This is a genomic window from Oceanicoccus sp., assembly GCF_029238675.1.
Classification (GTDB): Bacteria; Pseudomonadota; Gammaproteobacteria; order Pseudomonadales; family Dasaniaceae; genus Oceanicoccus.
In genome coordinates this window covers 265,000-286,494 of the sequence record NZ_JAQWFR010000002.1, presented here as the reverse complement: position 1 = coordinate 286,494, position 21,495 = coordinate 265,000, and the positions used below count along the sequence as shown (strand labels likewise).

24 protein-coding genes are annotated in these 21,495 nt (G+C 47.1%); 9 read left to right on the top strand and 15 right to left on the bottom strand.

The features are described 5' to 3' along the window. Together P8H32_RS01550 and P8H32_RS01545 are read left to right on the top strand one after the other, a co-directional pair. Nucleotides 1–430: GIY-YIG nuclease family protein (locus P8H32_RS01550; protein ID WP_301088275.1), on the top strand; the 430-nt coding region annotated here is incomplete at its 5' end. 325 nt (nt 431–755) lie between these two features. Further along, nucleotides 756–1,484 carry a hypothetical protein gene (locus P8H32_RS01545; RefSeq protein WP_301088274.1) on the top strand — a complete coding sequence of 243 codons (729 nt, stop codon included), beginning with the start codon at nt 756–758 and terminating at the stop codon, nt 1,482–1,484. On the opposite strand, the gene tusA is transcribed toward P8H32_RS01545, so the two are convergent. Then, nucleotides 1,481–1,732, bottom strand: coding sequence for a sulfurtransferase TusA (tusA, locus tag P8H32_RS01540; protein ID WP_297290735.1), 252 nt, complete (start codon nt 1,730–1,732; stop codon nt 1,481–1,483). The genes P8H32_RS01545 and tusA overlap by 4 nt on opposite strands. A 127-nt stretch (nt 1,733–1,859) precedes the next feature. Here tusA and P8H32_RS01535 point away from each other — a divergent pair, with 127 nt between their 5' ends. Next, nucleotides 1,860–2,255: a hypothetical protein gene (locus P8H32_RS01535; RefSeq protein WP_301088273.1), complete on the top strand. Its 396-nt coding sequence runs from the start codon at nt 1,860–1,862 to the stop codon at nt 2,253–2,255. On the opposite strand, the gene P8H32_RS01530 is transcribed toward P8H32_RS01535, so the two are convergent. Continuing rightward, the gene (locus tag P8H32_RS01530) at nt 2,252–2,470 is read right to left on the bottom strand and encodes a YheU family protein (RefSeq protein ID WP_301088272.1); all 219 of its coding nucleotides are present in this window, start codon (nt 2,468–2,470) and stop codon (nt 2,252–2,254) included. The genes P8H32_RS01535 and P8H32_RS01530 overlap by 4 nt on opposite strands. Before the next feature lie 81 nt (nt 2,471–2,551). Between P8H32_RS01530 and P8H32_RS01525 the strand changes: the two genes are divergently transcribed. Then, on the top strand, nt 2,552–3,070 hold the full coding sequence (locus tag P8H32_RS01525) for an ACT domain-containing protein (RefSeq protein WP_297290738.1): 519 nt from the start codon (nt 2,552–2,554) through the stop codon (nt 3,068–3,070). A gap of 42 nt (nt 3,071–3,112) precedes the next feature. Here P8H32_RS01525 and P8H32_RS01520 read toward each other — a convergent pair whose 3' ends face one another. The 3 genes from P8H32_RS01520 to P8H32_RS01510 form a co-directional block, all read right to left on the bottom strand. Continuing rightward, complete coding sequence (locus P8H32_RS01520; RefSeq protein ID WP_297290739.1) at nt 3,113–3,289, bottom strand: hypothetical protein; 177 nt, start codon at nt 3,287–3,289, stop codon at nt 3,113–3,115. Between the two features lie 87 nt (nt 3,290–3,376). Beyond that, on the bottom strand, nt 3,377–4,243 hold the full coding sequence (gene purU, locus P8H32_RS01515; RefSeq protein WP_301088271.1) for a formyltetrahydrofolate deformylase: 867 nt from the start codon (nt 4,241–4,243) through the stop codon (nt 3,377–3,379). Further along, nucleotides 4,243–5,937, bottom strand: a complete 1,695-nt coding sequence (locus P8H32_RS01510) for a glutamine--tRNA ligase/YqeY domain fusion protein (RefSeq protein WP_301088270.1) — start codon at nt 5,935–5,937, stop codon at nt 4,243–4,245. The genes purU and P8H32_RS01510 overlap by 1 nt, the downstream gene beginning before the upstream one ends. Before the next feature lie 119 nt (nt 5,938–6,056). On the opposite strand from P8H32_RS01510, the gene P8H32_RS01505 reads away from it, so the two are divergent. Both P8H32_RS01505 and P8H32_RS01500 read left to right on the top strand, forming a co-directional pair. After that, nucleotides 6,057–6,554, top strand: coding sequence for a peptidylprolyl isomerase (locus P8H32_RS01505; RefSeq protein ID WP_301088269.1), 498 nt, complete (start codon nt 6,057–6,059; stop codon nt 6,552–6,554). A gap of 30 nt (nt 6,555–6,584) precedes the next feature. After that, the gene (locus tag P8H32_RS01500) at nt 6,585–7,304 is read left to right on the top strand and encodes a UDP-2,3-diacylglucosamine diphosphatase (RefSeq protein ID WP_301088268.1); all 720 of its coding nucleotides are present in this window, start codon (nt 6,585–6,587) and stop codon (nt 7,302–7,304) included. 23 nt (nt 7,305–7,327) lie between these two features. Here the strand turns inward: P8H32_RS01500 and P8H32_RS01495 are convergent, their stop codons facing one another. From P8H32_RS01495 to P8H32_RS01480, 4 genes are read right to left on the bottom strand one after another with little or no spacing between them, the layout of a single operon-like run. After that, on the bottom strand, nt 7,328–7,939 hold the full coding sequence (locus P8H32_RS01495; RefSeq protein WP_297290744.1) for a tRNA isopentenyl-2-thiomethyl-A-37 hydroxylase MiaE: 612 nt from the start codon (nt 7,937–7,939) through the stop codon (nt 7,328–7,330). Further along, nucleotides 7,939–8,469, bottom strand: coding sequence for a hypothetical protein (locus P8H32_RS01490; protein ID WP_301088267.1), 531 nt, complete (start codon nt 8,467–8,469; stop codon nt 7,939–7,941). Before P8H32_RS01490 ends, P8H32_RS01495 begins: the two co-directional genes overlap by 1 nt. Before the next feature lie 11 nt (nt 8,470–8,480). Continuing rightward, a complete protein-coding gene (locus P8H32_RS01485; RefSeq protein ID WP_301088266.1) occupies nt 8,481–10,319 on the bottom strand; it encodes a hypothetical protein in 1,839 nt (612 codons plus the stop codon). After that, nucleotides 10,320–10,814: a DUF1289 domain-containing protein gene (locus P8H32_RS01480; RefSeq protein WP_297290747.1), complete on the bottom strand. Its 495-nt coding sequence runs from the start codon at nt 10,812–10,814 to the stop codon at nt 10,320–10,322. A gap of 296 nt (nt 10,815–11,110) precedes the next feature. On the opposite strand from P8H32_RS01480, the gene P8H32_RS01475 reads away from it, so the two are divergent. From P8H32_RS01475 to P8H32_RS01465, 3 genes are all read left to right on the top strand, one after another. Further along, nucleotides 11,111–11,473, top strand: coding sequence for an MbcA/ParS/Xre antitoxin family protein (locus P8H32_RS01475; protein WP_297290748.1), 363 nt, complete (start codon nt 11,111–11,113; stop codon nt 11,471–11,473). A 21-nt stretch (nt 11,474–11,494) separates the two neighbouring features. Continuing rightward, a complete protein-coding gene (locus P8H32_RS01470) occupies nt 11,495–12,256 on the top strand; it encodes an RES family NAD+ phosphorylase (protein WP_297291909.1) in 762 nt (253 codons plus the stop codon). Nucleotides 12,257–12,432: 176 nt separating this feature from the next. Further along, the gene (locus P8H32_RS01465; RefSeq protein ID WP_297291910.1) at nt 12,433–15,234 is read left to right on the top strand and encodes a bifunctional aconitate hydratase 2/2-methylisocitrate dehydratase; all 2,802 of its coding nucleotides are present in this window, start codon (nt 12,433–12,435) and stop codon (nt 15,232–15,234) included. An 89-nt stretch (nt 15,235–15,323) separates the two neighbouring features. On the opposite strand, the gene P8H32_RS01460 is transcribed toward P8H32_RS01465, so the two are convergent. The 6 genes from P8H32_RS01460 to accD form a co-directional block, all read right to left on the bottom strand. Further along, complete coding sequence (locus tag P8H32_RS01460; RefSeq protein WP_301088265.1) at nt 15,324–16,529, bottom strand: O-succinylhomoserine sulfhydrylase; 1,206 nt, start codon at nt 16,527–16,529, stop codon at nt 15,324–15,326. Nucleotides 16,530–16,569: 40 nt separating this feature from the next. Continuing rightward, on the bottom strand, nt 16,570–18,090 hold the full coding sequence (purF, locus tag P8H32_RS01455) for an amidophosphoribosyltransferase (RefSeq protein ID WP_297291911.1): 1,521 nt from the start codon (nt 18,088–18,090) through the stop codon (nt 16,570–16,572). A gap of 106 nt (nt 18,091–18,196) precedes the next feature. Then, nucleotides 18,197–18,694 carry a CvpA family protein gene (locus P8H32_RS01450; RefSeq protein ID WP_301088264.1) on the bottom strand — a complete coding sequence of 166 codons (498 nt, stop codon included), beginning with the start codon at nt 18,692–18,694 and terminating at the stop codon, nt 18,197–18,199. A 45-nt stretch (nt 18,695–18,739) separates the two neighbouring features. Next, nucleotides 18,740–19,243 carry an SPOR domain-containing protein gene (locus P8H32_RS01445; RefSeq protein ID WP_297291913.1) on the bottom strand — a complete coding sequence of 168 codons (504 nt, stop codon included), beginning with the start codon at nt 19,241–19,243 and terminating at the stop codon, nt 18,740–18,742. Nucleotides 19,244–19,272: 29 nt separating this feature from the next. Further along, on the bottom strand, nt 19,273–20,556 hold the full coding sequence (gene folC / locus P8H32_RS01440) for a bifunctional tetrahydrofolate synthase/dihydrofolate synthase (RefSeq protein WP_301088263.1): 1,284 nt from the start codon (nt 20,554–20,556) through the stop codon (nt 19,273–19,275). Then, nucleotides 20,557–21,420 carry an acetyl-CoA carboxylase, carboxyltransferase subunit beta gene (gene accD, locus P8H32_RS01435; protein ID WP_297291915.1) on the bottom strand — a complete coding sequence of 288 codons (864 nt, stop codon included), beginning with the start codon at nt 21,418–21,420 and terminating at the stop codon, nt 20,557–20,559. Nucleotides 21,421–21,495 lie beyond the last annotated feature (75 nt).

Sequence of the window (21,495 nt, the reverse complement as noted above, 5' to 3'; positions counted from 1 at the left end):
TGATGTTGATGGCATATTCAGGGCGGGTGAATGGTTGGCGTGGCTGGACTGTCGTAAAGCCCCTGTAGAGCCAGCGCGCAAATCAACGGCGGTCTATTTCGTAGCAGACGGGAAAGATTTTTTAAAAATCGGCATGTCAGATTCAACACCTAACAGGCTGGCCCAAATGCAAACAGGGAACCCGAGAGAATTAAAAATTGTTTATGAAATGGCCTTTGCGACAAAGAGGATTGCGCTAAACGTAGAGCAGCTTATGCACTACGAATTAAGTGAGTACCGGGAGCGCGGCGAGTGGTTTAGGTGGGAGTTCGACGCCGTCGAAACCCTCTACAAAATAGTAGAAACATACGCTCCGGCTAGAGTTCTTTTTGCAAGAATATTGCAAGAATATTGCAAGTCCTCTAAAACAAACCTAAGAAAAGTGGGTTAAGCATATGATTTTTAAATGGTTTACTAAAACTCCGATTTATGCCCATCATTGCCGTAGGCAAAATAATATTCGATCACACAACCAACTGATTTGCATAGAGTTATAAAAAATAAGCTCAGCATAATACAGCAAAGCCAGCTTTTATAGAATGCTTTGACAGGGCTTAAATCAATGCTAGCCATCTGCTCACAAAAGACTATAATTAGATCTATAGCGAATGTAGATTGAGACGAAGTAAACAATAATTTATACGTACTCGTAGCGGTTGAGGCAACACACTGGCGCTGCGGTTATTTTCATCAGCTGTAAAGATGGAGGTACACTCATGACCACGCTTATCCCCCGTAACGGTGCAGGCGATGCAAACCGCGACAACAATAATGTTGTCGATCTTTTTTCCAAAAAAACGCTCTCCACGTTAAAGAATGAACGCATTATTCGGCTTTCACCGGAGCACGATGGTATGTGCATGCTCTACTCTAACAGCACCTGTGAGCCGGAAAAGCTCTATGCGATGAAAATTTTATGCTGGGGACTGCGAGACAATGGAGAAGTAGTCGGCATGGTACCCTGGCTCAACCAGGTTATGCCCTGTGAAGAGTTAAATCATCAGCAGCACGGTCAATACGAGGGCTATTATGATATGGCGACGGAATGTATTTTCTCCCAAGCCCCAGCTCATAAAGTATTGGAACTGGAAACTGCCGCTGATTACTTTGAGTTTGAACAAGCTGGCGATACCGATATTATTCAGGAGATTCCAGACACCATCGGTACTCATGCCATGTTAAATGCCGAAGACAGCGACAGTATTGTATTAACAGAAATTCTTAGCTGGCGATTGCTCAATAATGGCACGATCGAAGGTATGATAATTAATGAAGACCTGGTCAGTACTACACCGGTTTTGCCCGGTGACCCCTGCCTCTACCCGACTAGCGATAACCCCCACTTCCGCTATTATTTCCAGCATCATATTGCCAACCAGATCAAGGCTGAAGACCCCGATGCACTGGCGGCAATCAGCTTATTATTTGAAGAGTACGAAGGCTAGTCTCGGACAGCAGTGTCCGCTTTTTGGATATAGTAATAATATTTTTTATCGCGCTCTTGTTTATCCATTAAGCTATGACCAAGAAATGCACAGAACTTGGGAATGTCTCGTTCGGTAGATGGGTCTGTGGCTATTAGCTCAATAATATCCCCGACATCAACGTCACGTATTTTATTATGTAGCATCATCACTGGCTCAGGGCATAATAGGCCACTGGTATCCAGCGTAGCTGCGTGTGAAAAGTCCATGCAATACTCTAAAGTTGTAAGAAATTATTGTCTATTGTCCGTCTTTCATATTATTTAGCAAGGGGAAGCTGCTACAATCCTTTTAAGTGCTGTATCGAACTCTTGCTTTGTATATTCGGAGTGCGTCTTGGATAAACAACATCCTTCTTTTAGCGAGTCTTTGCCCATTAACCCACTGGTTATTTCAGCTAGTTATTTTAGCCAGGACTGCCTTGAGTTTTCTTTCCATTGCCTCAGGGAAGAACATCCCTCCCTGGCGCTAATTGTACAAAACCTGCTTGCAGAATCCCGCGCCGAACATCAGCATAATATGCAAGATAAACTGATTCCGTTAGAGCTGGATGTACACATCATCAGCGATATTGTCACCGCCTTATCCGAAGTCGCCCAGCAAGCTGCGCAAAGTGATGAGCATAGTAAACAAGAAATGATAACCATCCACCAAACCTTACTGGACTGGCTACTCTATGCGCAAAGTTTTTTGGATACAATTAATCCCTTAGCTATTGGCAGGGATGATTAGTCTTTAGCTAGCAAAGTACAGCTCTCTGATACCGGATCATAGGCAATAACTACCCTGCCGCTGTCCAACTGCCGTTTCACCTGTAGTACTTTTTGCTCAAGGGAATAATCCTGCAAACCGTAATCGGTACCTTCACGAGTAATAAATTCCTCGATCACCGCCCGCAGAACCTCCTCGCTCAATTGCCCGGGAGGAATTTCAATATAGTTATCCACGGTAGTCATTCCTGTAGTTCGCTAATCGGACTATACTAATAATCATTACTAAACAATAACAGGTTTAACGGAGATTAATCAGTGAGCACTTCGATTGTTTTTACATTTATTGGCAACGACAAACCCGGCTTGGTAGAGAAGCTATCCAATACCGTCTCGGAGCAAGGCGGTAACTGGTTGGAAAGCCGTATGAGCCAACTTGCCGGACATTTTGCCGGCATTGCCCGTGTGCAAATCAGCAGTGATAAGGCTGAGCAACTTCGCAGCGCCCTTAGTACTCTCTCTGGTGATGACTTATCAGTAAGCCTGGAAGACCCTAATACCAGCCATGACATTGCCGGCCATAAAGACATTAAACTCAACCTGTTGGGCAATGACCGCCCGGGTATCGTTAAGGAGCTTTCCAGTGCTCTGGCCGCACTGCATATTAATGTGTGCGAAATGAATACCCAGGTTAGCAGCGCCCCCATGTCAGCCGAACTTTTATTTTCAGCCTCAGCAGAGATACAAGTACCCGCTGCGCTGGATATTGGGGATTTAAGCGATAAACTGGATGATATCGCCAACCAGTTGGATGTGGATATTAGTCTGGAAGATTAACATCGTCATTCCCGCGAAGGCGGGAATGACGGGACAGATAAGTTATTTATTGAACAAGCGGCGGATGGCAATACGTAGTCCGGTAAATGCCAACGCCGCAATAATCATTGTGACTACACCTAACAGGCTAACACCTAGAAACTGCAACATCAGTTTGGCCTCAACATCAAAGATAAAGATGGCCGAACCTACAAAGGTTAACGTGGCAAAAATAGCCAAGAAGATAGTTCTGAAGGAGCGATTTTTATAGAGTTTAAGCAAGGAAGTAACTCAACAGTCTGAAAAGCTAATGATCATAGCCGAACTTTAATCAAATACCACCGTTTTATTACCTAACACAATTACTCTATCTTCAAGGTGATTACGCAGGGCACGTGACAATACACTTTTTTCAACATCCTTACCCAAACGTACCAACTCATCTTTGCCATGACGGTGAGTAACCCGCACTACATCTTGCTCAATAATTGGGCCTTTATCTAAATCCTGGGTGACATAATGGCTGGTAGCACCGATTAATTTAACACCGCGCTCAAAGGCTTTTTGGTAAGGGTTGGCACCAATAAAAGAGGGCAAGAAACTGTGATGAATATTAATCAAACGCCCCTCAAAACGCTCACAAAGTGCAGGAGGAATAATCTGCATATAGCGGGCCAGCACAATAGTATCTGCATCGTAGCGCTCAATAATGTCTTCCATTTTGGCAAAGGCCGGTGCCTTATCATTTTTATCAACCGGTACATAATAAAAAGGAATACCATGCCACTCTACCATGCTGCGTAAATTTTCATGATTAGAAACCACACAGGGAATGTCACAATCCAACTCACCACTATGCCAGCGATGCAATAAATCGGCTAAACAGTGAGAGGCATGACTGGCCAGCAATACCACTTTCTGCTTCACCTGGGAGTCGCGGATATACCATTTCATTTTATAGTCAGTAGCAATCGACGCAAAACGCTCGCGGAAGGTATCAAGGTCGCAGCCCAAAGTTTCTGCATTGATAACGCAGCGAATAAAAAACCACCCCTTATCAACATCCGTATGGTTATTGGCTTCCATTAAAGAGCCACCCTGCTCAGCAATAAACTGAGTCACTTTGGCAACAATACCCACCTGATCCGGACAGGAAATTATTAAACGGTAAGTAGATGCGGACAAATCATTCATTATTTACTGGCTCTCAAACCTATCGTCATATTAAACACTGGGCTACCGGTTTGGTGATCATAGCGATCAGCAACAAAGTAGCCTTCCCTCTCAAATTGAAAAGCACCTTCCGGTGCCGCATCAGCTAGCGAGGGCTCAACCCAGCAATTCTGCAGCACAGAGAGTGAATCAGGATTGAGGTGCTGCATAAAATTTTCTTCACCGCGATCAGGCGCTTCGTGAACAAATAAGCGACCATAGACCCGAACCGTTGCCTGCTTACCATGGCTGGCTGATACCCAGTGGATAACGCCGCGAGGCTTGATCCCTTCCGGAGGACTTTCACCCACTGTATCAGGTACCAATGATGCGATAATCGTTTCTATATTACCTTCAGCATCCTTAATCACTTCATCCGCCTTGATAACATAGGCACTGCGCAAACGCACATATTCCCCAAACACCAAACGCTTAAATTTCTTACGGCCCAGGGTAGTATCTTCACTAAAATCAGCACGGTCAATATACAGCTCTTTGGTAAAAGGCAGCTCCCTTGTACCCAACTCTTCTTTACCTGGGTGTACCGGTGCAGCAACTGTCTGCACATCGCCGTTAATATGCTCCTCAAAGTTACTGATGATTAATTTAACCGGGTTTAACACACACATTGCCCTGGGGGCATTGTCGTTTAAATCTTCGCGAATAAAAAATTCCAGCTGAGCCATATCTACCACACCATCAGTTTTGGCGACAGCCAGGCTCTGGCAAAAATTGCGCACCGCCGCAGGACTATAACCACGACGACGCATACCAGAGATAGTGGGCATTCTTGGGTCGTCCCAACCGGCAACAACTTTATCATCAACCAGTTGCTTAAGTTTGCGCTTGGAGGTCACGGTATAGTTAATATTTAAGCGGCCAAACTCATACTGCCGTGGCTTTGCCGGTACCGGTAAATGCTCAAGAAACCACTCATACAAAGGTCTATGGTCAGCAAATTCCAGGGTACATATAGAATGACTTACACCTTCGATGGCATCTTCTTGTCCATGGGCAAAATCATAAGCCGGATAGATACACCACTTATCACCGGTTTGGTGGTGAGACTCTTTGCGGATACGATAAAGAATCGGGTCCCGCAAATTCATATTAGAAGATGCCATATCGATTTTTGCACGCAACACACAGTGACCTTCATCAAATTCACCGGCACGCATTTTTTCGAGCAGAGCCAAATTCTCTTCAGGGCTACGGCTGCGGAAAGGGCTATCTTTACCCGGTGCGGTTGCCCAGCCACGGTACTCACTGGCCTGCTCGGCGGTTAAATCACAAACATAGGCATTGCCTTCCTTCACCAGATACAGCGCCCACTGGTAAAACTGGTCAAAATAGCTGGAGGCATAGCGAATATCGCCTGCCCACTGGAAACCTAGCCAGCGTACATCCTCTTTAATAGCGTCTACATACTCCTGGTCTTCCTTAGCGGGATTGGTATCGTCAAAGCGCAGGTTGCACTCACCACCAAAGGTTTCCGCTAAGCCAAAATTCACACAGATCGATTTGGCGTGACCTATATGTAAATAACCGTTGGGCTCAGGTGGAAAACGAGTAACCACCTTTTCAATACGCCCTTCGGCAAGGTCTTGCTTAATAATAGCTTCAATAAAATTGTCGGCCTTGGGAGTTTCAACGCCGCTGTCTTCAGTCTTGCTCATGGATCGTTTGTTTCCGCAGTAGTTTTGCAGTGATATGTCGAGATTTAAGGTTCCGCCGGAGGGGCAAAACCCGTATTATAGCGGCTTTCTCAATATGAACACACAGGGTAAAGACTTTTATGGTTATATTTAAAACAAACTACGGCAATATCAGTATTGAACTGGACTTTGATAACGCCCCCAAAACCGCTGAGAACTTTGCCCAGTACGTCAAAGACGGTTTTTATAATGGCACCATTTTCCACCGTGTGATTAATAACTTTATGATTCAGGGCGGCGGCTTTGAGCCAGGTATGGGCCAAAAAGAAACTCGCGAGCCCATCGCCAACGAGGCTGACAATGGTTTGAAAAATGACGTCGGTACCCTGGCTATGGCTCGCACCATGGATCCGGATTCCGCCAGCGCACAGTTTTTTATTAATGTTAAAGATAATGACTTTCTTAATCACACCGCTAAAACCAGCCAGGGCTGGGGTTATGCTGTATTTGGCAAGGTTGTTGATGGTATGGACGTGGTTGATAAAATGAAGTCGCTGCCCACCACCATGAAAGGCGGCCACCAGGATGTACCTGTTGACGATATTATTATTGAAACAGCCGAACTGACTGAAGATTGATCGAAGGTTGACTGAGGGCTGATAGCCACAATGACAACGTTGTTTATCTCAGACCTGCATTTGGATCCATCACGCCCGGCGGTAACCCGGGCGTTTTTGGATTTATTGGCCGGCGAAGCCCGCAGTGCCGATGCCCTTTATATACTGGGTGATTTCTTTGAGGTGTGGATTGGTGATGATGACGACGCAGAGTTAAACCAGACAGTCATTGCTGCACTTAATGTTCTTACTTCTGGCGGTACGCCTGTTTATATTATGCATGGTAACCGTGACTTTCTTATCGGTAAGCAATTTTGCCAGCAATCAGGCTGTCGGTTGATACCCGACCCCATCGTTATTAACCTCTATGGGCGGGATATCTTATTAGTTCATGGCGATACTCTTTGCACAGATGACACCGAGTATATGCAATTTCGCCAACAGTGCCGGTCTGAAGCCTGGCAAAGCGCCCTGCTTTCCCACGGCATTGAACAACGTCGCCTGTTAGCCCAACAAATGCGAGCTGACAGCAAAGAGGCCAATAGCAATAAGGCCGACGATATAATGGATGTTAACCTGGGTGAAGTGTTGCGTATGTTTGAGCAGCACGGCGTTGACCTTATGATCCACGGGCATACACATCGCCCTGCGATTCATCAGCTAGATAACAGCGCCCAGCGTGTTGTGTTGGGTGATTGGCATGACACTGGCTGGATTATTCGCTATCCAGCGGATGGTGAATTTAAGCTGGAAGAGTTTTCGATAATTTAACGTTTGTCATCACCCCGTCCCCGTCATTCCCGCAACGGCCCACTGTGGAAACGGAATTCCTGATCAGGGCTTTCAATCAGGTTTTTTTCCAGCTCCGCATAGTAAGCAATACGATCATCGATGGGCGACTCGGCATATTTTTTAGCCAGGGCTAAATAATCTAAAAAGTGACGCGACTCAGATTTCAGCAGTGATAGATAAAAGTCTTTTAGCTCATCATCTAAATGCGGTGCTAATTTAGCAAAACGCTCGCAGGAACGGGCCTCAATAAAAGCACCAATAATTAAACAATCAATCAGCTTTTCCGGTTCGTGGGTTCGCATACCTTCACGCATACCTCCCGCATAACGAGCCGAACTGAGCTGAATATACTCAACGTCACGCTTTTTCATAATGGCAATCACCTGCTCAAAGTGTCGCATCTCCTCTCTTGCCAGACGCGACATTTTATTGAGCAGATCAAATTTTTCCACATAGCGGTAAATCATATTTAACGCTGTACTAGCTGCCTTTTTCTCGCAATTGGCATGATCTATCAACATAATATCCTGATGCTGTAAGGCGGTTTCTACCCAGCGATCGGGTGTTTCGCAGGCGAGAAATTCATTAATTGCAGAGAGATCTGGCTGAGCCATTAAGAAGAACCTTTTACCGGGAGGATGACCCTGGATTTGGGGACAGTGGTTTTTTGCGGTACCAGCCCATTATTATCTTTAACTCGAAGCGGGATTGAAAATGGTCGAACACGTTCACCATCAGAGGTAGCGGCCAAAAATTTAACATATATTTTTCCAGCGATTAACGGTGTCAGATATAATTGAACCTTCAATTTACCTCGCTCATCCGCACTATAAACGGCGGCTAGCTCACTATTAAATTGATACTGTTCACTAGCTACAAAATCCAATTCCAATAGCTGGCCGGGAGACAATGCAAATTCCAGCTCTAACATAATCGTAGTATCAATTTGTAGTTCACCGCTGACGCTATGTTTCATGGCGATACGATCACCTGCAATAGCGTGGCTGGTAACGGTATGCACCTCTAATGCCTCGGCATCTGGCTGAATATCAATTGCCGGTGAAGAATTTTGCTGACTATAAATAACTGCAACCATCAACACCACTAGCAAGGGCACCCCATAGAGCGCCTGTTTATTTAGCATGACCTTATCCTCTACTCAACTAACACGCTGAAGCAACGTCGCCCAATCAGGTCATCCTCACCTGCCAAATAATCAGTATGGGCAAGCGTCACAATATGACGACCTTGTAAAGCGGTGGAAAAAACAAGTGCAGAGCCATCGGCTACCGCTTGCTGAGAAGTCAGCAGCTCACCTCGCTTATACACGAATGCAACTGCCCTGCCGCCGCCATCAACACCAGTGACTGGCCGGATTTCAAAGCGATAGTTTTTATTAATATCAGCATCGAGAATTAAAAACTGACTGACAGACAATTTATTAACATTGCCATACTGGTTATTAGAGCAAACCTCTACTGAAGTATTTAAAGCTAATTCGGTATAAACAGCGGCAACATCCTGGCCACCAAAAATATCATTATTGGATATATCTTCGTCACTACCAAAGTCATCAATGACTGTTTCGGTATCCTGGTCGGCCACCAATGCATCAATAGCGATATCCTCCGGGCGCTGTTGTTTCAATCGGTTAACAAAGGTATAGAGTGAGACCACTGAATCAGACGATTGGTAAGCACTACTTCTAAGCACATTAAATATAGGGGCAAAGCCGAGGCTTATATTATCAACACTATCATTGCTGCTATCGAATAGATTATAAATAATTGAAGCGACTGAGGCCTCGCTATACCAACCCGCGACGCTACGGCCTCTTGCCTGCAGGGGAAAACGAGAAGCCCGGGACTGGTTTTCGCCAAAACTATTGCGGTAGATTGCCGGGTCATCCACCAGAGCTGCGGCGGCATTATCCAAAGTAATACCTGAGACAGCATCAGCCCAACCCTCTTCAAAGGCCAGCCGTAAATCCAGGTGGTCGCCAATCGCATGCTCACCACCGATGGCATCGAAACGAGCAAAACTAGCCGTTAAATAGTGACCAAACTCATGAGTAATTACATGGGGGTCATATTCGTCGGTATTACTATCTTCATCGCCGAGTAAAAAAATCTCATGGGTCGAGCTTATTATCTCAGCACCACGGGTAAAAAGTTGCTGGCGGTAAAAACTGCCGCCGATATCGCCTTGCTCAATACTGTTGCCGTTTTCGATTTCAGCCGTATTATTGAGCTCACTCCAGCGCACCGCCAAAACAGGCAATTCAATATCACTATCCACACTAATCATGGTATTAATGGCTTCACACAGGGTATCGAGAATGGCAAAAGAAGCCGCAGCCCTGGGTTGGGTATAATTACTGGAACCTGGTTCAACGCCAGCAGCTGCTAATAAATCACGTTCGGGCTGGTCGGCCGGTGTTGCCACTGTGGCATCCAATAAATAGTAAGGGGCGTTGCCATTGGTATTATCGGTTATTTGAATATTCCAGGAGGCGCCACCATTGGCACCATCGCGATACAGTTGCGCACGTACCTGTACACAGACAGCCTGGTTTTCAGGGACATTTAACCCGTACTCGCCGTTGCCGTTAGATAAGGTGGTTGCCAATACGCGTTCACTGCAATCACCGCCACTGGCATCAACAGCCTCTACCACCAGGCCTCGCATAGGTAGTTGGGCAACAGTACTGTAATCCAAACCAAAAGCGTTAAGCGGAACTCGTTGGTAATAAACGCGGCCGGTTAAGGTGCTATTACCAGCTACTGCTGTTGTTGCCAGACAAGAAGTTAGCGATTGATTATTTGAAGGGGTATCAACAGCAGAAAAGCCTCCCTGCAACAATAATGCAGACCCTGGATCTCCCGATGATGCTGGAGGCTCAGATGAAACAGGGTCGCTGCCACCGCCACCGCCTCCACAGGCGGTGATGGCGACTGCTAGTAAAAAGGGTAAAAATAATTTCAACAGCAACATTTATGTCTGTTCCAACTCATTATCGGCTTCAGTTTGCTGATTGGCATTAGTGAAGTAACGCTGGTGATGAGCCTCGGAGAGAATATAAAATTCAGCATCGATAGCCAGCCGCAAATTCCGCAAATCAACGTCCCGGTATTGTGCATCCAGCTCCAGACCATATTGGGACAAATCAACCAACTGGCTGGCACCGGCACGCAGTAATTCATAGGCCCAGATATAGGGGCTTTTATGGGCGGGGTATGGGATTTGCTGGGTATCCAGATTCCATTGCAGCAGATCCTGATTGGTCACTCGCATTTTGGTGGCAACGATTTGGGCCAGGAAACCCTCAAGGCGCTGGTCGATAATGCGTTTTTCTGCCTGGGTATAACCATTCCAATGGATAACTTCATGGGCAAAGCGCTTGCAACCACGGCAAACGCTATCACCTATTCCTGTTGAACAAACACCAATACAGGGGGTTTTAACTCTAATCTCTAACTCTTTACTCACTCGGTGCTCAATAACAGTCAAATATTGCGTGAAAGGGATAACGGCAGCACTGCTTGAGGCAGTCGGGCCGCTTATTATTGTTGAGGGCACATTCTATATTGGCCTGACTGTTTTCGAAATGGTAATCATTAAAATATAAGACACTTCAAGCCCTAATATCCCCACCTACCCCAACTCAACTTCACTGAACGGTAAACCCCGCAAGTTACTGGGCTAGATAAGGGTAAGATCAACAAAAGAGTTGCAAACACAACAAAATAGTATAAGAATGAGGTATACGAACAGAGGTAAGCTTAATGAGCGCAGCCGAACAAACACATTATACAACTGACCCACACACCGTATTACTTAAGGCATTACTCAACGCGGGTAAAAGCCTGGGGCTATCAAAGGCCGATATTGGCAAGGTCATCGGCAAAGACCGCACTTCGCTGAGTCGCGGTATCCACCCATCCAGTAAGTCCGGAGAATTGGCATTGCTATTGATTCGCTGCTACCGCTGCTTATATGTTCTGGTGGGTGGGCAGCCTGAAGATATGAAACATTGGATGAAAACCCATAATCACCATATACAAGGAATCCCAAGGGAAGAAATTCAAACTATTCAGGGGCTTACCAATGTACTTGAATATCTGGATGCCATCCGCGGAAAAGTATAAATAACCGACAAGGACGTTGTTATGAATCATGCTATTAATATATGGCAAGCTTGCAAAAACAGCTTTAGCCACCAGCAACTCAGCGGCCAGTTGGTCCGTGTTATCGAAAGCCAGGAACAAGTCGCAACCAATCACCTGGTCGAAAATCTGGAAGAGCAACACCTGCTTGAGCAAATGCTGGAAGACAATAAACCCGGCCACTGCCATGCCGGTCTGCATTATCTTCTCGCCACCCCATTCCGGTACCCCCCGCTAAAATACGGCTCCCGCTTTGGTAAAAGATCGGAGCCCAGTCTGTTTTATGGTTCAAAAGATACCCCGACAGCACTAGCCGAAGCGGCTTATTACCGGTTTGTTTTTTGGTGTGGCATGGAAGTACCACCGCCCTCCCAAAAATTCAGCACCCAGCACACTATTTGGGGCGCTAAATACCACACTGCCAAAGGTGCCCAATTACATAAACCGCCTTTTGCTGATTACCAGGCAGAACTGACTGCTGCAGACAACTACCAGTACAGCCAGGCCATTGGCGCGGAATTACGCAACTGCCATGTAGAGGCCTTTGAATTCACCTCCGCCAGAGCCCCTTTGCGAGGGGTCAATGTGGCTCTGTTTACGCCGGATGCCTTAGCGTGTAAATCCCCCACCTATCAAAAGCAGCTGCTATGCGATACAAACAGCCAGGAGGTCCTATTCTATTCTGCTGTTGAACAGGCTATTTACCGCTTTAGCTTTGAGCAATTCCTGATTAACGAACAACTACCTTTACCAGCGGTCTGTTAGCTTTACACCAACATTCAGCCCCACAATACTGCCAATCAAAAGAAAGAATACCTCTATAGAGATCAACAACTTAACTTCATCCATGATTTTTAGTATACTTCGCGCCCCATTCGATGGAGACATCTTCTAGTCTCAGATGAGAAACTAATAACTATTGCCTGCTGTGAGAGGTTTGAATGAGCTTATATTCAGAATATATGGATGAAATCGCAACCCGTAAGAAAGACTTAGGGTTGAATCCAAAGCCAATTGATAGCGCCGAGCTGCTGTCAGAAATTATTGAACAAATCAAAGATACCGGGCATGAGCACCGCGCCGACTCTCTGAAGTTCTTCATTTACAACACCTTGCCAGGCACTACCAGTGCTGCCGGTGTTAAAGCGCAATTTCTGAAAGAAATCATTCTGGGTGCTTCCGTTGAAGGCATTACTGCAGAGTTTGCCTTTGAGTTGCTGTCTCATATGAAAGGCGGCCCTTCTGTTGACGCCCTGCTGGACCTGGCCCTGTCTGATGACGCTGCCGCTGCAACCCCTGCCGCTGAAGTTCTGAAGACCCAGGTATTTTTGTACGAAGCCGATACCGACCGCCTAGAAGCTGCGTTTAAGGCGGGCAATGCCATCGCTAAAGATATTCTGGAAAGCTATGCGCAAGCCGAGTTCTTCACCAAGCTTCCAGAGATCGCCGAGAAAATCGACGTCGTTACTTATATCGCCGGCGAAGGTGATATCTCTACTGACTTGCTGTCACCTGGTAACCAGGCGCACTCTCGTTCAGACCGTGAACTGCACGGCCAGTGCATGATGACCCCGCAAGCCCAACAGGAAATCGTTGCACTGCAAAAACAGCACCCAGACGCCAAGGTAATGCTAATTGCAGAAAAAGGTACCATGGGTGTAGGTTCATCGCGTATGTCTGGCGTTAACAACGTAGCCTTGTGGGCCGGTCAACAAGCCAGCCCATACGTACCTTTTGTTAACTTTGCACCGGTTGTTGCGGGCACTAATGGCATCTCTCCTATCTTCCTAACCACCGTTGACGTAACCGGCGGTATCGGCCTTGACCTGAAAAACTGGGTTAAGAAAGTAGACGCCAGCGGCGACACGGTTCTGGACGCCAACGGCGAACCAGTACTGGAAGAAGCTTACTCAGTAGCCACCGGCACCGTGCTGACTATCGATACTAAAGCGAAAAAGCTGTACAACGGTGGTCAGGAATTGGCTGACGTATCCTCTTCGTTCACACCACAGAAAGTCGAATTTATGAAAGCCGGCGGTTCTTACGCTCTTGTTTTCGGTAAGAAGCTACAGACCATTGCTGCTAACGCCCTGGGTATCAAAGCACCTCAAGTGTTTGCACCCTCTAAAGAGATCTCTATTGAAAATCAGGGCCTGACCGCTGTTGAGAAAATCTTCAACAAGAACGCCCTTGGCGTTGCCTCTGACACAGCACTGCACGCCGGTTCAGACGTACGTGTACGGGTAAACATTGTTGGCTCCCAGGATACCACCGGCCTGATGACATCCCAGGAACTGGAATCGATGGCGGCTACCGTTATCTCTCCAAGTGTTGATGGTGCTTATCAGTCAGGCTGTCACACCGCTTCTGTTTGGGACTCCAAGGCTCAAACCAACATTCCCAAGCTAATGTCATTTATGAATAAGTTTGGCCTGATCACCGCGCGTGACCCTAAAGGTGTTTACCCCGCTATGACCGACGTCATTCACAAAGTATTGAATGACATTACTGTAGATGACTGGTCCATCATTATCGGTGGTGACTCACACACCCGTATGTCTAAAGGTGTAGCTTTCGGCGCAGATTCGGGCACCGTTGCGGTTGCACTAGCTACTGGCGAATCAGCCATGCCAATTCCTGAGTCTGTGAAAGTTACCTTCAAAGGCGATATGAAGGGCCACATGGACTTTCGTGATGTAGTACACGCAACCCAGGCACAGATGCTAAAGCAGTTTGGCGGCGAAAATGTCTTCCAGGGCCGCATCATTGAAGTTCAAATCGGTACATTGATGGCTGACCAAGCCTTCACCTTTACCGATTGGACTGCGGAGATGAAGGCAAAAGCCTCAATCTGTATTTCTAATGACGAAACACTGATTAAGTCTCTGGAACTGTCCAAGAGCCGTATTCAGGTAATGATCGACAAAGGCATGGATAACGACGTAAGCATGCTACAAGGCCTCATCGACCTGGCCGACAAGCGTATCGCTGAGATCCAGTCAGGTGAAAACCCAGCCCTGGCACCAGACAACAACGCCAGCTACTATGCAGAAGTGGTTATTGATCTGGACCAGATCGACGAGCCAATGATTGCCGATCCAGACGTGAACAACGCCGACGTATCCAAGCGTTACACCCACGACACTATCCGCCCTACTTCCTTCTACGCTGGCACCAAGAAAGTTGACTTGGGCTTTGTCGGCTCTTGCATGGTGCACAAAGGCGACATGCAAATCATCGCCCAGATGCTGCGCAACCTTGAATCCCAGGGTGAAGTGAAGTTCAACGCACCACTGGTTATCGCGCCACCAACGTACAATATCGTTGATGAACTGAAAGCCGAAGGCGACTGGGAGCTGCTACAAAAGTACGCTGGTTTCGAATTTGACGACAGCGCGCCGAAGGGCGCTGCCCGTACTGAATACCAGAACATCATGTACCTGGAGCGTCCTGGCTGCAACCTGTGTATGGGCAACCAAGAGAAAGCCGCTAAGGGTGACACTGTACTAGCCACCTCTACTCGCTTATTCCAAGGCCGCGTGGTTGAAGATTCTAACGAGAAAAAAGGTGAGTCACTATTGGCATCAACGCCAATGGTAGTACTGGCTACTGTTCTGGGTCGCATTCCAACCCTCGAAGAGTACAAGGCCGCCGTTAAAGGTATTACCTTGACCGACTTTGCGCCACCTTCGCAAGACCTGAGCGTTGAGCCACAAGCTGTGCCGGTGAAAGTTGCAGGCTAGTTTCAGTTTTCTAATTAGCTTAATAAAAAGCCCTGATCATTTTTGATCAGGGCTTTTTTTTGAGATTTTTAGCGCTGGAGGAATCGTATTTAAAGCGCTGCTATACCACGCTGCATATCGATTTTAAGATCGTCGATATCTTCAAGGCCAACAGCAACACGTATCAGGTTATCACTAATACTGGCCGCAGCGCGCTGTTCATCCGTTAAACGACCATGGGTAGTTGTAGCGGGATGTACAATAGTGGTTTTCACATCACCGAGGTTGGCGGTCAGTGAACAGATACAGGTCGCATCAATAAAGCGCCATGCTGCCGCTTTATCTCCGCTAACACAGAAGGATAAAACACCACCATAAGCACGCTGCTGCTTAGTGGCCAAGGGCTTGCCAGGATGTGAATCCAAACCGGCGTAGTAGACTTTCTCGATACCTTGCTGCTGCTCCAACCATAGCGCTAACGCCATCGCATTGCTGCTATGGGCATCCATACGCAGGCGCAAGGTTTCAAGGCCTTTTAAAAACACCCAGGCATTAAAGGGACTCATGGTTGGGCCGCAGGTACGTAGAAAGCCAACAATCTCGTCAGTTAATGTTTTACGCCCTACTACACAGCCACCAACACAACGTCCCTGACCATCGAGATATTTTGTGGCTGAGTGAATGATAAGATCAGCACCAAACTCCAGAGGCTTTTGCAGCGCCGGTGTACAAAAGCAATTATCGACGACAAACAGGCAATCATTCTCTTTTGCCAATGCCGATAAAGCCGCCAGGTCTGCCACTTCACAAATGGGGTTGGAGGGCGTTTCGCAAAATAGCATTTTTGTATTGGTCTGAATGGCTGCTGACCATTCCTGTAATTCAACCAGGTCAACAAAGGTCACTTCCAGACCAAACTTACACAGATACTTTAAGAATAAGTTAGTCGTGGTACCAAATACATTGCGTGAACAAACAACATGATCACCCGCCTGCAGCAATGACATACAGGTACTCAAAATAGCTGCCATACCTGAGGATGTTGCTACTGCCGCTTCACCACCTTCCATCGCGGCAATACGCTCTTCAAAGTTACGCACTGTTGGGTTGGTATAACGGGAGTAAACGTTGCCGGTCTCTTCGCCGGAAAAACGCATCGCGGCCTGTTCCGCACTATCAAAGACATAGCTGGAGGTCGGGTAGATAGGCTCCGCATTTTCGCCTTCACTGGTACGCATTTGACCCGCACGAATCGCTAAGGTATCAATGTGTGCATTGGCTAATGCGGCTCTGCGTTCAATATCTTTTTCAGACATGTTGTTTCTCTTTGCTGTCTAGCTACTACATTAAGTAGATTCAGGATGCTTCGTCATTATGTAAAGCAATACCGGCACCATCTTCGGTTTCCGCTTGCTGCGACTTGGATTTATCGTTACGTGCCGCGGCGATTCTGTTGAGATAGTTCTCATCAATATCACCGGTAATATACTCGCCATTAAAAACAGAGCAATCGTACTCTGGAATTTCCTGGTTACCTTCAACTGAGCTGGCCACCAGATCATCAAGGTCCTGATAGACCAACCAATCGGCGCCGATTAGATCACTCACTTCCTGTTCGGTGCGACCGTGGGCGATTAACTCATCGGCCGCAGGCATATCGATACCGTAAACATTGGGATATCGAACCGGTGGTGCTGCGGAAGCAAAATAAACTTTTGCTGCACCGGCGTCTCTGGCCATTTCGATAATCTGGCGACATGTAGTCCCACGAACAATCGAATCATCAACCAGCATGACGTTTTTGTCTTTAAATTCCAAACCGATGGTATTCAGTTTTTGCTTAACGGATTTTTTACGCTGGCTTTGCCCAGGCATAATAAAAGTTCTGCCGATATAACGGTTTTTAACCAGACCTTCGCGAAACTTCACACCCAGTCTTTGCGCCATAGATTGGCCAGCAATACGGCTAGAGTCAGGAATCGGCACAACCACGTCAATATCATGATCGGGTCTGAGTTGCAGCACTTTAGCGGCAAGTTTATCGCCCTGGCGTAAACGGGATTTATACACCGAGACACCATCCATAATGGAATCTGGACGGGCAAAATAAACATGTTCAAAAATGCAGGGGGTTGCTTTGGTGTTGGCTGCACATTGGCGAGATTCCAAATTGCCATCCACATCAATATAAACGGCTTCACCCGGGGCTACATCTCTTACCAATGTAAAGCCCAAACCATCCAGCGCAACACTTTCTGAGGCGATCATATATTCAGTGCCGGCCTCGGTCTCACGCTTGCCATACACCATCGGGCGAATACCATGAGGGTCACGAAAACCTACCACACCATAATTAGCCACCATAGCAATCGCGCCATAACCACCACGACAGCGAGCATGAACACCTTCAACCGCAGAAAAAATATCCTCAGCTGAAGGGGCTAACTTGCCCAGCCGTTGTAATTCATGGGCAAAGACATTCAGCAAAACTTCAGAATCAGAATCCGTATTCAGGTGGCGCAGGTCCGTCTGGAATATCTCTTTACTTAATTCTGCCGCATTGGTCAGATTACCGTTGTGAGCAAGGCTTATACCGTAAGGGGAGTTGACATAAAAAGGCTGGGCCAATGCTGGGCTGGAACTGCCTGCCGTTGGATAGCGCACATGCCCTACTCCGATATTACCGGTAAGGCGTTGCATATGGCGGTTATGGAAAACATCTTTGGCCAGGCCGTTGCCTTTGCGCTGGTTCAGGCGACCGTTATCGCAGGTCACTATACCCGCTGCATCCTGCCCCCGGTGTTGTAATACCGTTAAGGCATCATAGATATCTTGGTTTACATTGGACTTGGCTACTATGCCGACAATGCCGCACATCGATCAAACCTCACAAAGCACTAACGCTTAAAGTGTCTATTGCTGATTTCAAACAACAACAGTTCCAGAATCCTTCATTAATGGCTTCTCTGGTCCTCAGAAGAAGTCAGGGCATTAAGCGCCCAAATAGATCTAGCAGTAACGCAAAGGTATCTTTACACCAATACTCAATCAATAAAAACTGTGGAATCAGGCTGGATTGCTGCCACCAGGCATCCTGATTTACCGGGAATGCCATGGGCACCAGTATCAACAGGGCCATGACAACAATAACACCACGTGCCATGCCAAAGGCCATTCCAAATAAACGATCGGTGCCGCTAAGGCCCGTCATTTTAACTAATTCGCCAACCAGGTATTTAACCATTGAGCCAACCACGAAGGTAGCGGCAAACAGGGCAACAAATGACAGCAGGTACCTAAGTGAAGCGGATTCTACTGCCTGTTGCATCAATACGGCCATACGCTCATGGAAGGCTACGGAAACAAAAAGCGCTATGCCCCATATTGCCAGCGATATCGCTTCTTTGACAAAACCCCGCTTGATACTGATTAAACTGGATACCGTTAAAATACCCACGATAGTCCAATCTGCCCAATTCATGACCATTGTTTATGCTCGTTTTATTGCAGCGCGAATTCTACCCGCTTACTGCTCAAATTTCACCACCATGGAATTGACTTTATAGACCTTATCAATGGTTTTTTTATCTTTATTAAAAGCGTCTTTTTTAAAGCGGGGGCCAATATAGACGCGTTTTGACTTGCCTTCTTTGGTGGAGATAGATCGGGTAAAGGTTTTATAGCCTTTTTTCTGCAGGGCCTGCTTTAAGTCATCCGCCTTTTGAAGCTGGGTAAAGCTGGCTACCTGTAGAACCCAAGCCTCTGGTAAACCTTTTTGGTCCAACTTGGGGGCAGACTTAGAAGCGGGTTTAGCAACAGGCTTTGGCGAAGGTTTATTGATAGGCTCAATAATTTGTGGGCGAACGGGTTTTGCCACACGGTATTGGTCAAAATCCGGGACCGGCGGAATTTGGCTGCTGCGGTCCATAACGATACCGTCAGGGTCGATAAAAATAACCGGCCAGAGTATTAGGGCAATGGCCAATAATACAATCGCACCTACTAATCGCTGCTTAAAACCATCATTCATTGAGTGATTCTCTTAACTTGTTATTGTTATTATTCTTGATGTTGTTCTTGATGATGTCCATTTTGGGCATCGTGTAGTGTTAATACTTCGGCAACAGTAAAAAAAGACCCGAAAACGACCAGACGATCTGCCTTCTCCATCAAAGATAGTACCCTTTGGCAGGCCTGCTGAATATTTTTACTGATGTCTATGCTCTCAATATTGTGCTGTGCTAGCTCGGCTGCCATTTCACTGGCGAGCATAGCGCGGTTATTATTCGGCTGGTCAGCAATAAACCAGCTATCAATTGTCGCATTAAGCGCAGTAACAATACCATCAAGGTCTTTATCATTCATCACCGACATAAGCGCAAAAGTCTGGCCACGGCAGACCTGGCTTTGTAAACGGCGGGATAAATAGCTGGCTGCCGCCGGATTATGGGCAACATCAAGAATGACCTGTTTGCCTTTGATGTCAATCTGCTGAAAGCGCCCAGGCAGCTGAATATCATTAAGAATGGCGTAGTCGGTCCCAGCCACCGGCAAGGGCAATAGCTGTATTGCCTGTATGGCTGCAGCCACACTTTCTCTCGGTAGCCGGGGTTCCGGTAAATCACTATATTCAACCGTTTGCTGGCTCAGGTTTGTCCCTGACCAACGAGTATCGTCATACTGAAAGTGCTGCCCTGCCTGATAAAATTCAGCGCCGCACTCTTGCGCCGCTAGCCGTAGGGAAGCGGGCGGATTTAACCCTGCTGAAATAGCGGGTTTACCAACCCTGAATATACCGGCTTTTTCCCGGCCTATTTGCTCGCGGTCTGAGCCCAGCCAGTCCTGGTGGTCCACATCAATACTGGTAACAACGGCGACATCGGTATCAATGATATTGACCGCATCAAGCCGCCCGCCCAAACCCACCTCGAGCACCACCACATCCAAAGCGCTGCGCTCAAAAATATCGAGGGCGGCCAGGGTGCCAAATTCAAAGTAAGTCAGCGCGGTCTCTGCCCTGGCATCATCTATACGCTGGAAGGATTTCATTAACGTCTGGTCATCGACAGGAAAGCCATTGAGCATTACCCGTTCGTTATACCGGAGAAAATGAGGAGAGGTGTAGCAACCGACGCGGTATCCCGCGGAGAGCAGTAAAGCATTAAGGGTGGCGACACAGGAACCTTTACCATTGGTACCGGCAACCGTAATCACCTGGCAGTCACTGAGCGAGACAGCCATAGCTTTGGCAACGTTACCCACGCGCTCGAGGCCTAGCTCTATCTCATTGGGGTGGCAGGACTCTTGCCATTGCAACCAGTCCTGCAGTTTATCAAAACGCATTTAAGCCGCTGGTCGATGTGTCAGCTTGGAAAGAATGCTGGATAAAGTATCGCGCATATCTTTACGGTGGATAATCATATCAATGGCACCATGCTCCATCAGGAATTCACTGCGCTGGAAACCCGGTGGCAATTTCTGGCGAATAGTCTGCTCGATAATATTCGGGCCGGCAAAACCAGCGCGGGCAGCAGGTTCCGCCACATTAATATCACCTAATAAGGCCAGGCTAGCTGATACACCACCGTAAATGGGGTCTGTCATCACCGAAATATAAGGTACGCCCTTTTGCTTTAAGCGCTCCAGCACGGCACTGGTTTTTGCCATTTGCATAAGGGAAATAAGAGCTTCCTGCATACGGGCGCCGCCGGATGCTGAGAAACAGACAAAGGGAATATTTTCTTGCAGGGCCAGGTTAGCCGCTTGAGTGAATTTCTCACCCACCGCGTAACCCATGGAACCACCGTGGAAGTTAAATTCAAACGCCACTACCACAATCGGCATACCTTTAACTGAGCCGCGCATTGCTATCAAAGCATCTTTCTCGCCGGTGCTTTTTTGCGCTGTGGTTAAACGGTCTTTATATTTTTTCTTGTCTTTAAATTTCAGCCGATCAATGGGCTCAATCTCTGCAAAGACCTCTTCGCGACCTGACTCATCTAAAAAACTATCAATACGGCGACGGGCACCGACACGCATATGGTGTTCACACTTGGGACAAACACCGAGATTTTTTTCTAATTCTGGACGATAGAGTACCGCATCGCACTTTACGCACTTTTTCCACAAACCTTCAGGAACACTGGCACGGCGGTCCTGCTGTTCCGGTTTACCAAGGGTGGGAAGTATTTTGTCTAGCCAGCTCATGGGTTTTCCTGTTGTTGTGGAACTATTGTTGTGGAACTATTGTTGTGGATCTACTGTGATTATTCATTGTATATC

Excerpts from the sequence above, each read along its gene's own strand:
- P8H32_RS01545 (WP_301088274.1), top strand. The coding sequence starts at position 756 with ATGACCACGCTTATCCCCCGTAACGGTGCAGGCGATGCAAACCGCGAC.
- tusA (WP_297290735.1), bottom strand. The coding sequence starts at position 1,732 with ATGGACTTTTCACACGCAGCTACGCTGGATACCAGTGGCCTATTATGC.
- purU (WP_301088271.1), bottom strand. The coding sequence starts at position 4,243 with ATGAATGATTTGTCCGCATCTACTTACCGTTTAATAATTTCCTGTCCG.
- P8H32_RS01510 (WP_301088270.1), bottom strand. The coding sequence starts at position 5,937 with ATGAGCAAGACTGAAGACAGCGGCGTTGAAACTCCCAAGGCCGACAAT.
- P8H32_RS01505 (WP_301088269.1), top strand. The coding sequence starts at position 6,057 with ATGGTTATATTTAAAACAAACTACGGCAATATCAGTATTGAACTGGAC.
- P8H32_RS01500 (WP_301088268.1), top strand. The coding sequence starts at position 6,585 with ATGACAACGTTGTTTATCTCAGACCTGCATTTGGATCCATCACGCCCG.
- P8H32_RS01495 (WP_297290744.1), bottom strand. The coding sequence starts at position 7,939 with ATGGCTCAGCCAGATCTCTCTGCAATTAATGAATTTCTCGCCTGCGAA.
- P8H32_RS01490 (WP_301088267.1), bottom strand. The coding sequence starts at position 8,469 with ATGCTAAATAAACAGGCGCTCTATGGGGTGCCCTTGCTAGTGGTGTTG.
- P8H32_RS01485 (WP_301088266.1), bottom strand. The coding sequence starts at position 10,319 with ATGTTGCTGTTGAAATTATTTTTACCCTTTTTACTAGCAGTCGCCATC.
- P8H32_RS01475 (WP_297290748.1), top strand. The coding sequence starts at position 11,111 with ATGAGCGCAGCCGAACAAACACATTATACAACTGACCCACACACCGTA.
- P8H32_RS01470 (WP_297291909.1), top strand. The coding sequence starts at position 11,495 with ATGAATCATGCTATTAATATATGGCAAGCTTGCAAAAACAGCTTTAGC.
- P8H32_RS01465 (WP_297291910.1), top strand. The coding sequence starts at position 12,433 with ATGAGCTTATATTCAGAATATATGGATGAAATCGCAACCCGTAAGAAA.
- P8H32_RS01460 (WP_301088265.1), bottom strand. The coding sequence starts at position 16,529 with ATGTCTGAAAAAGATATTGAACGCAGAGCCGCATTAGCCAATGCACAC.
- purF (WP_297291911.1), bottom strand. The coding sequence starts at position 18,090 with ATGTGCGGCATTGTCGGCATAGTAGCCAAGTCCAATGTAAACCAAGAT.
- P8H32_RS01450 (WP_301088264.1), bottom strand. The coding sequence starts at position 18,694 with ATGAATTGGGCAGATTGGACTATCGTGGGTATTTTAACGGTATCCAGT.
- P8H32_RS01445 (WP_297291913.1), bottom strand. The coding sequence starts at position 19,243 with ATGAATGATGGTTTTAAGCAGCGATTAGTAGGTGCGATTGTATTATTG.
- folC (WP_301088263.1), bottom strand. The coding sequence starts at position 20,556 with ATGCGTTTTGATAAACTGCAGGACTGGTTGCAATGGCAAGAGTCCTGC.
- accD (WP_297291915.1), bottom strand. The coding sequence starts at position 21,420 with ATGAGCTGGCTAGACAAAATACTTCCCACCCTTGGTAAACCGGAACAG.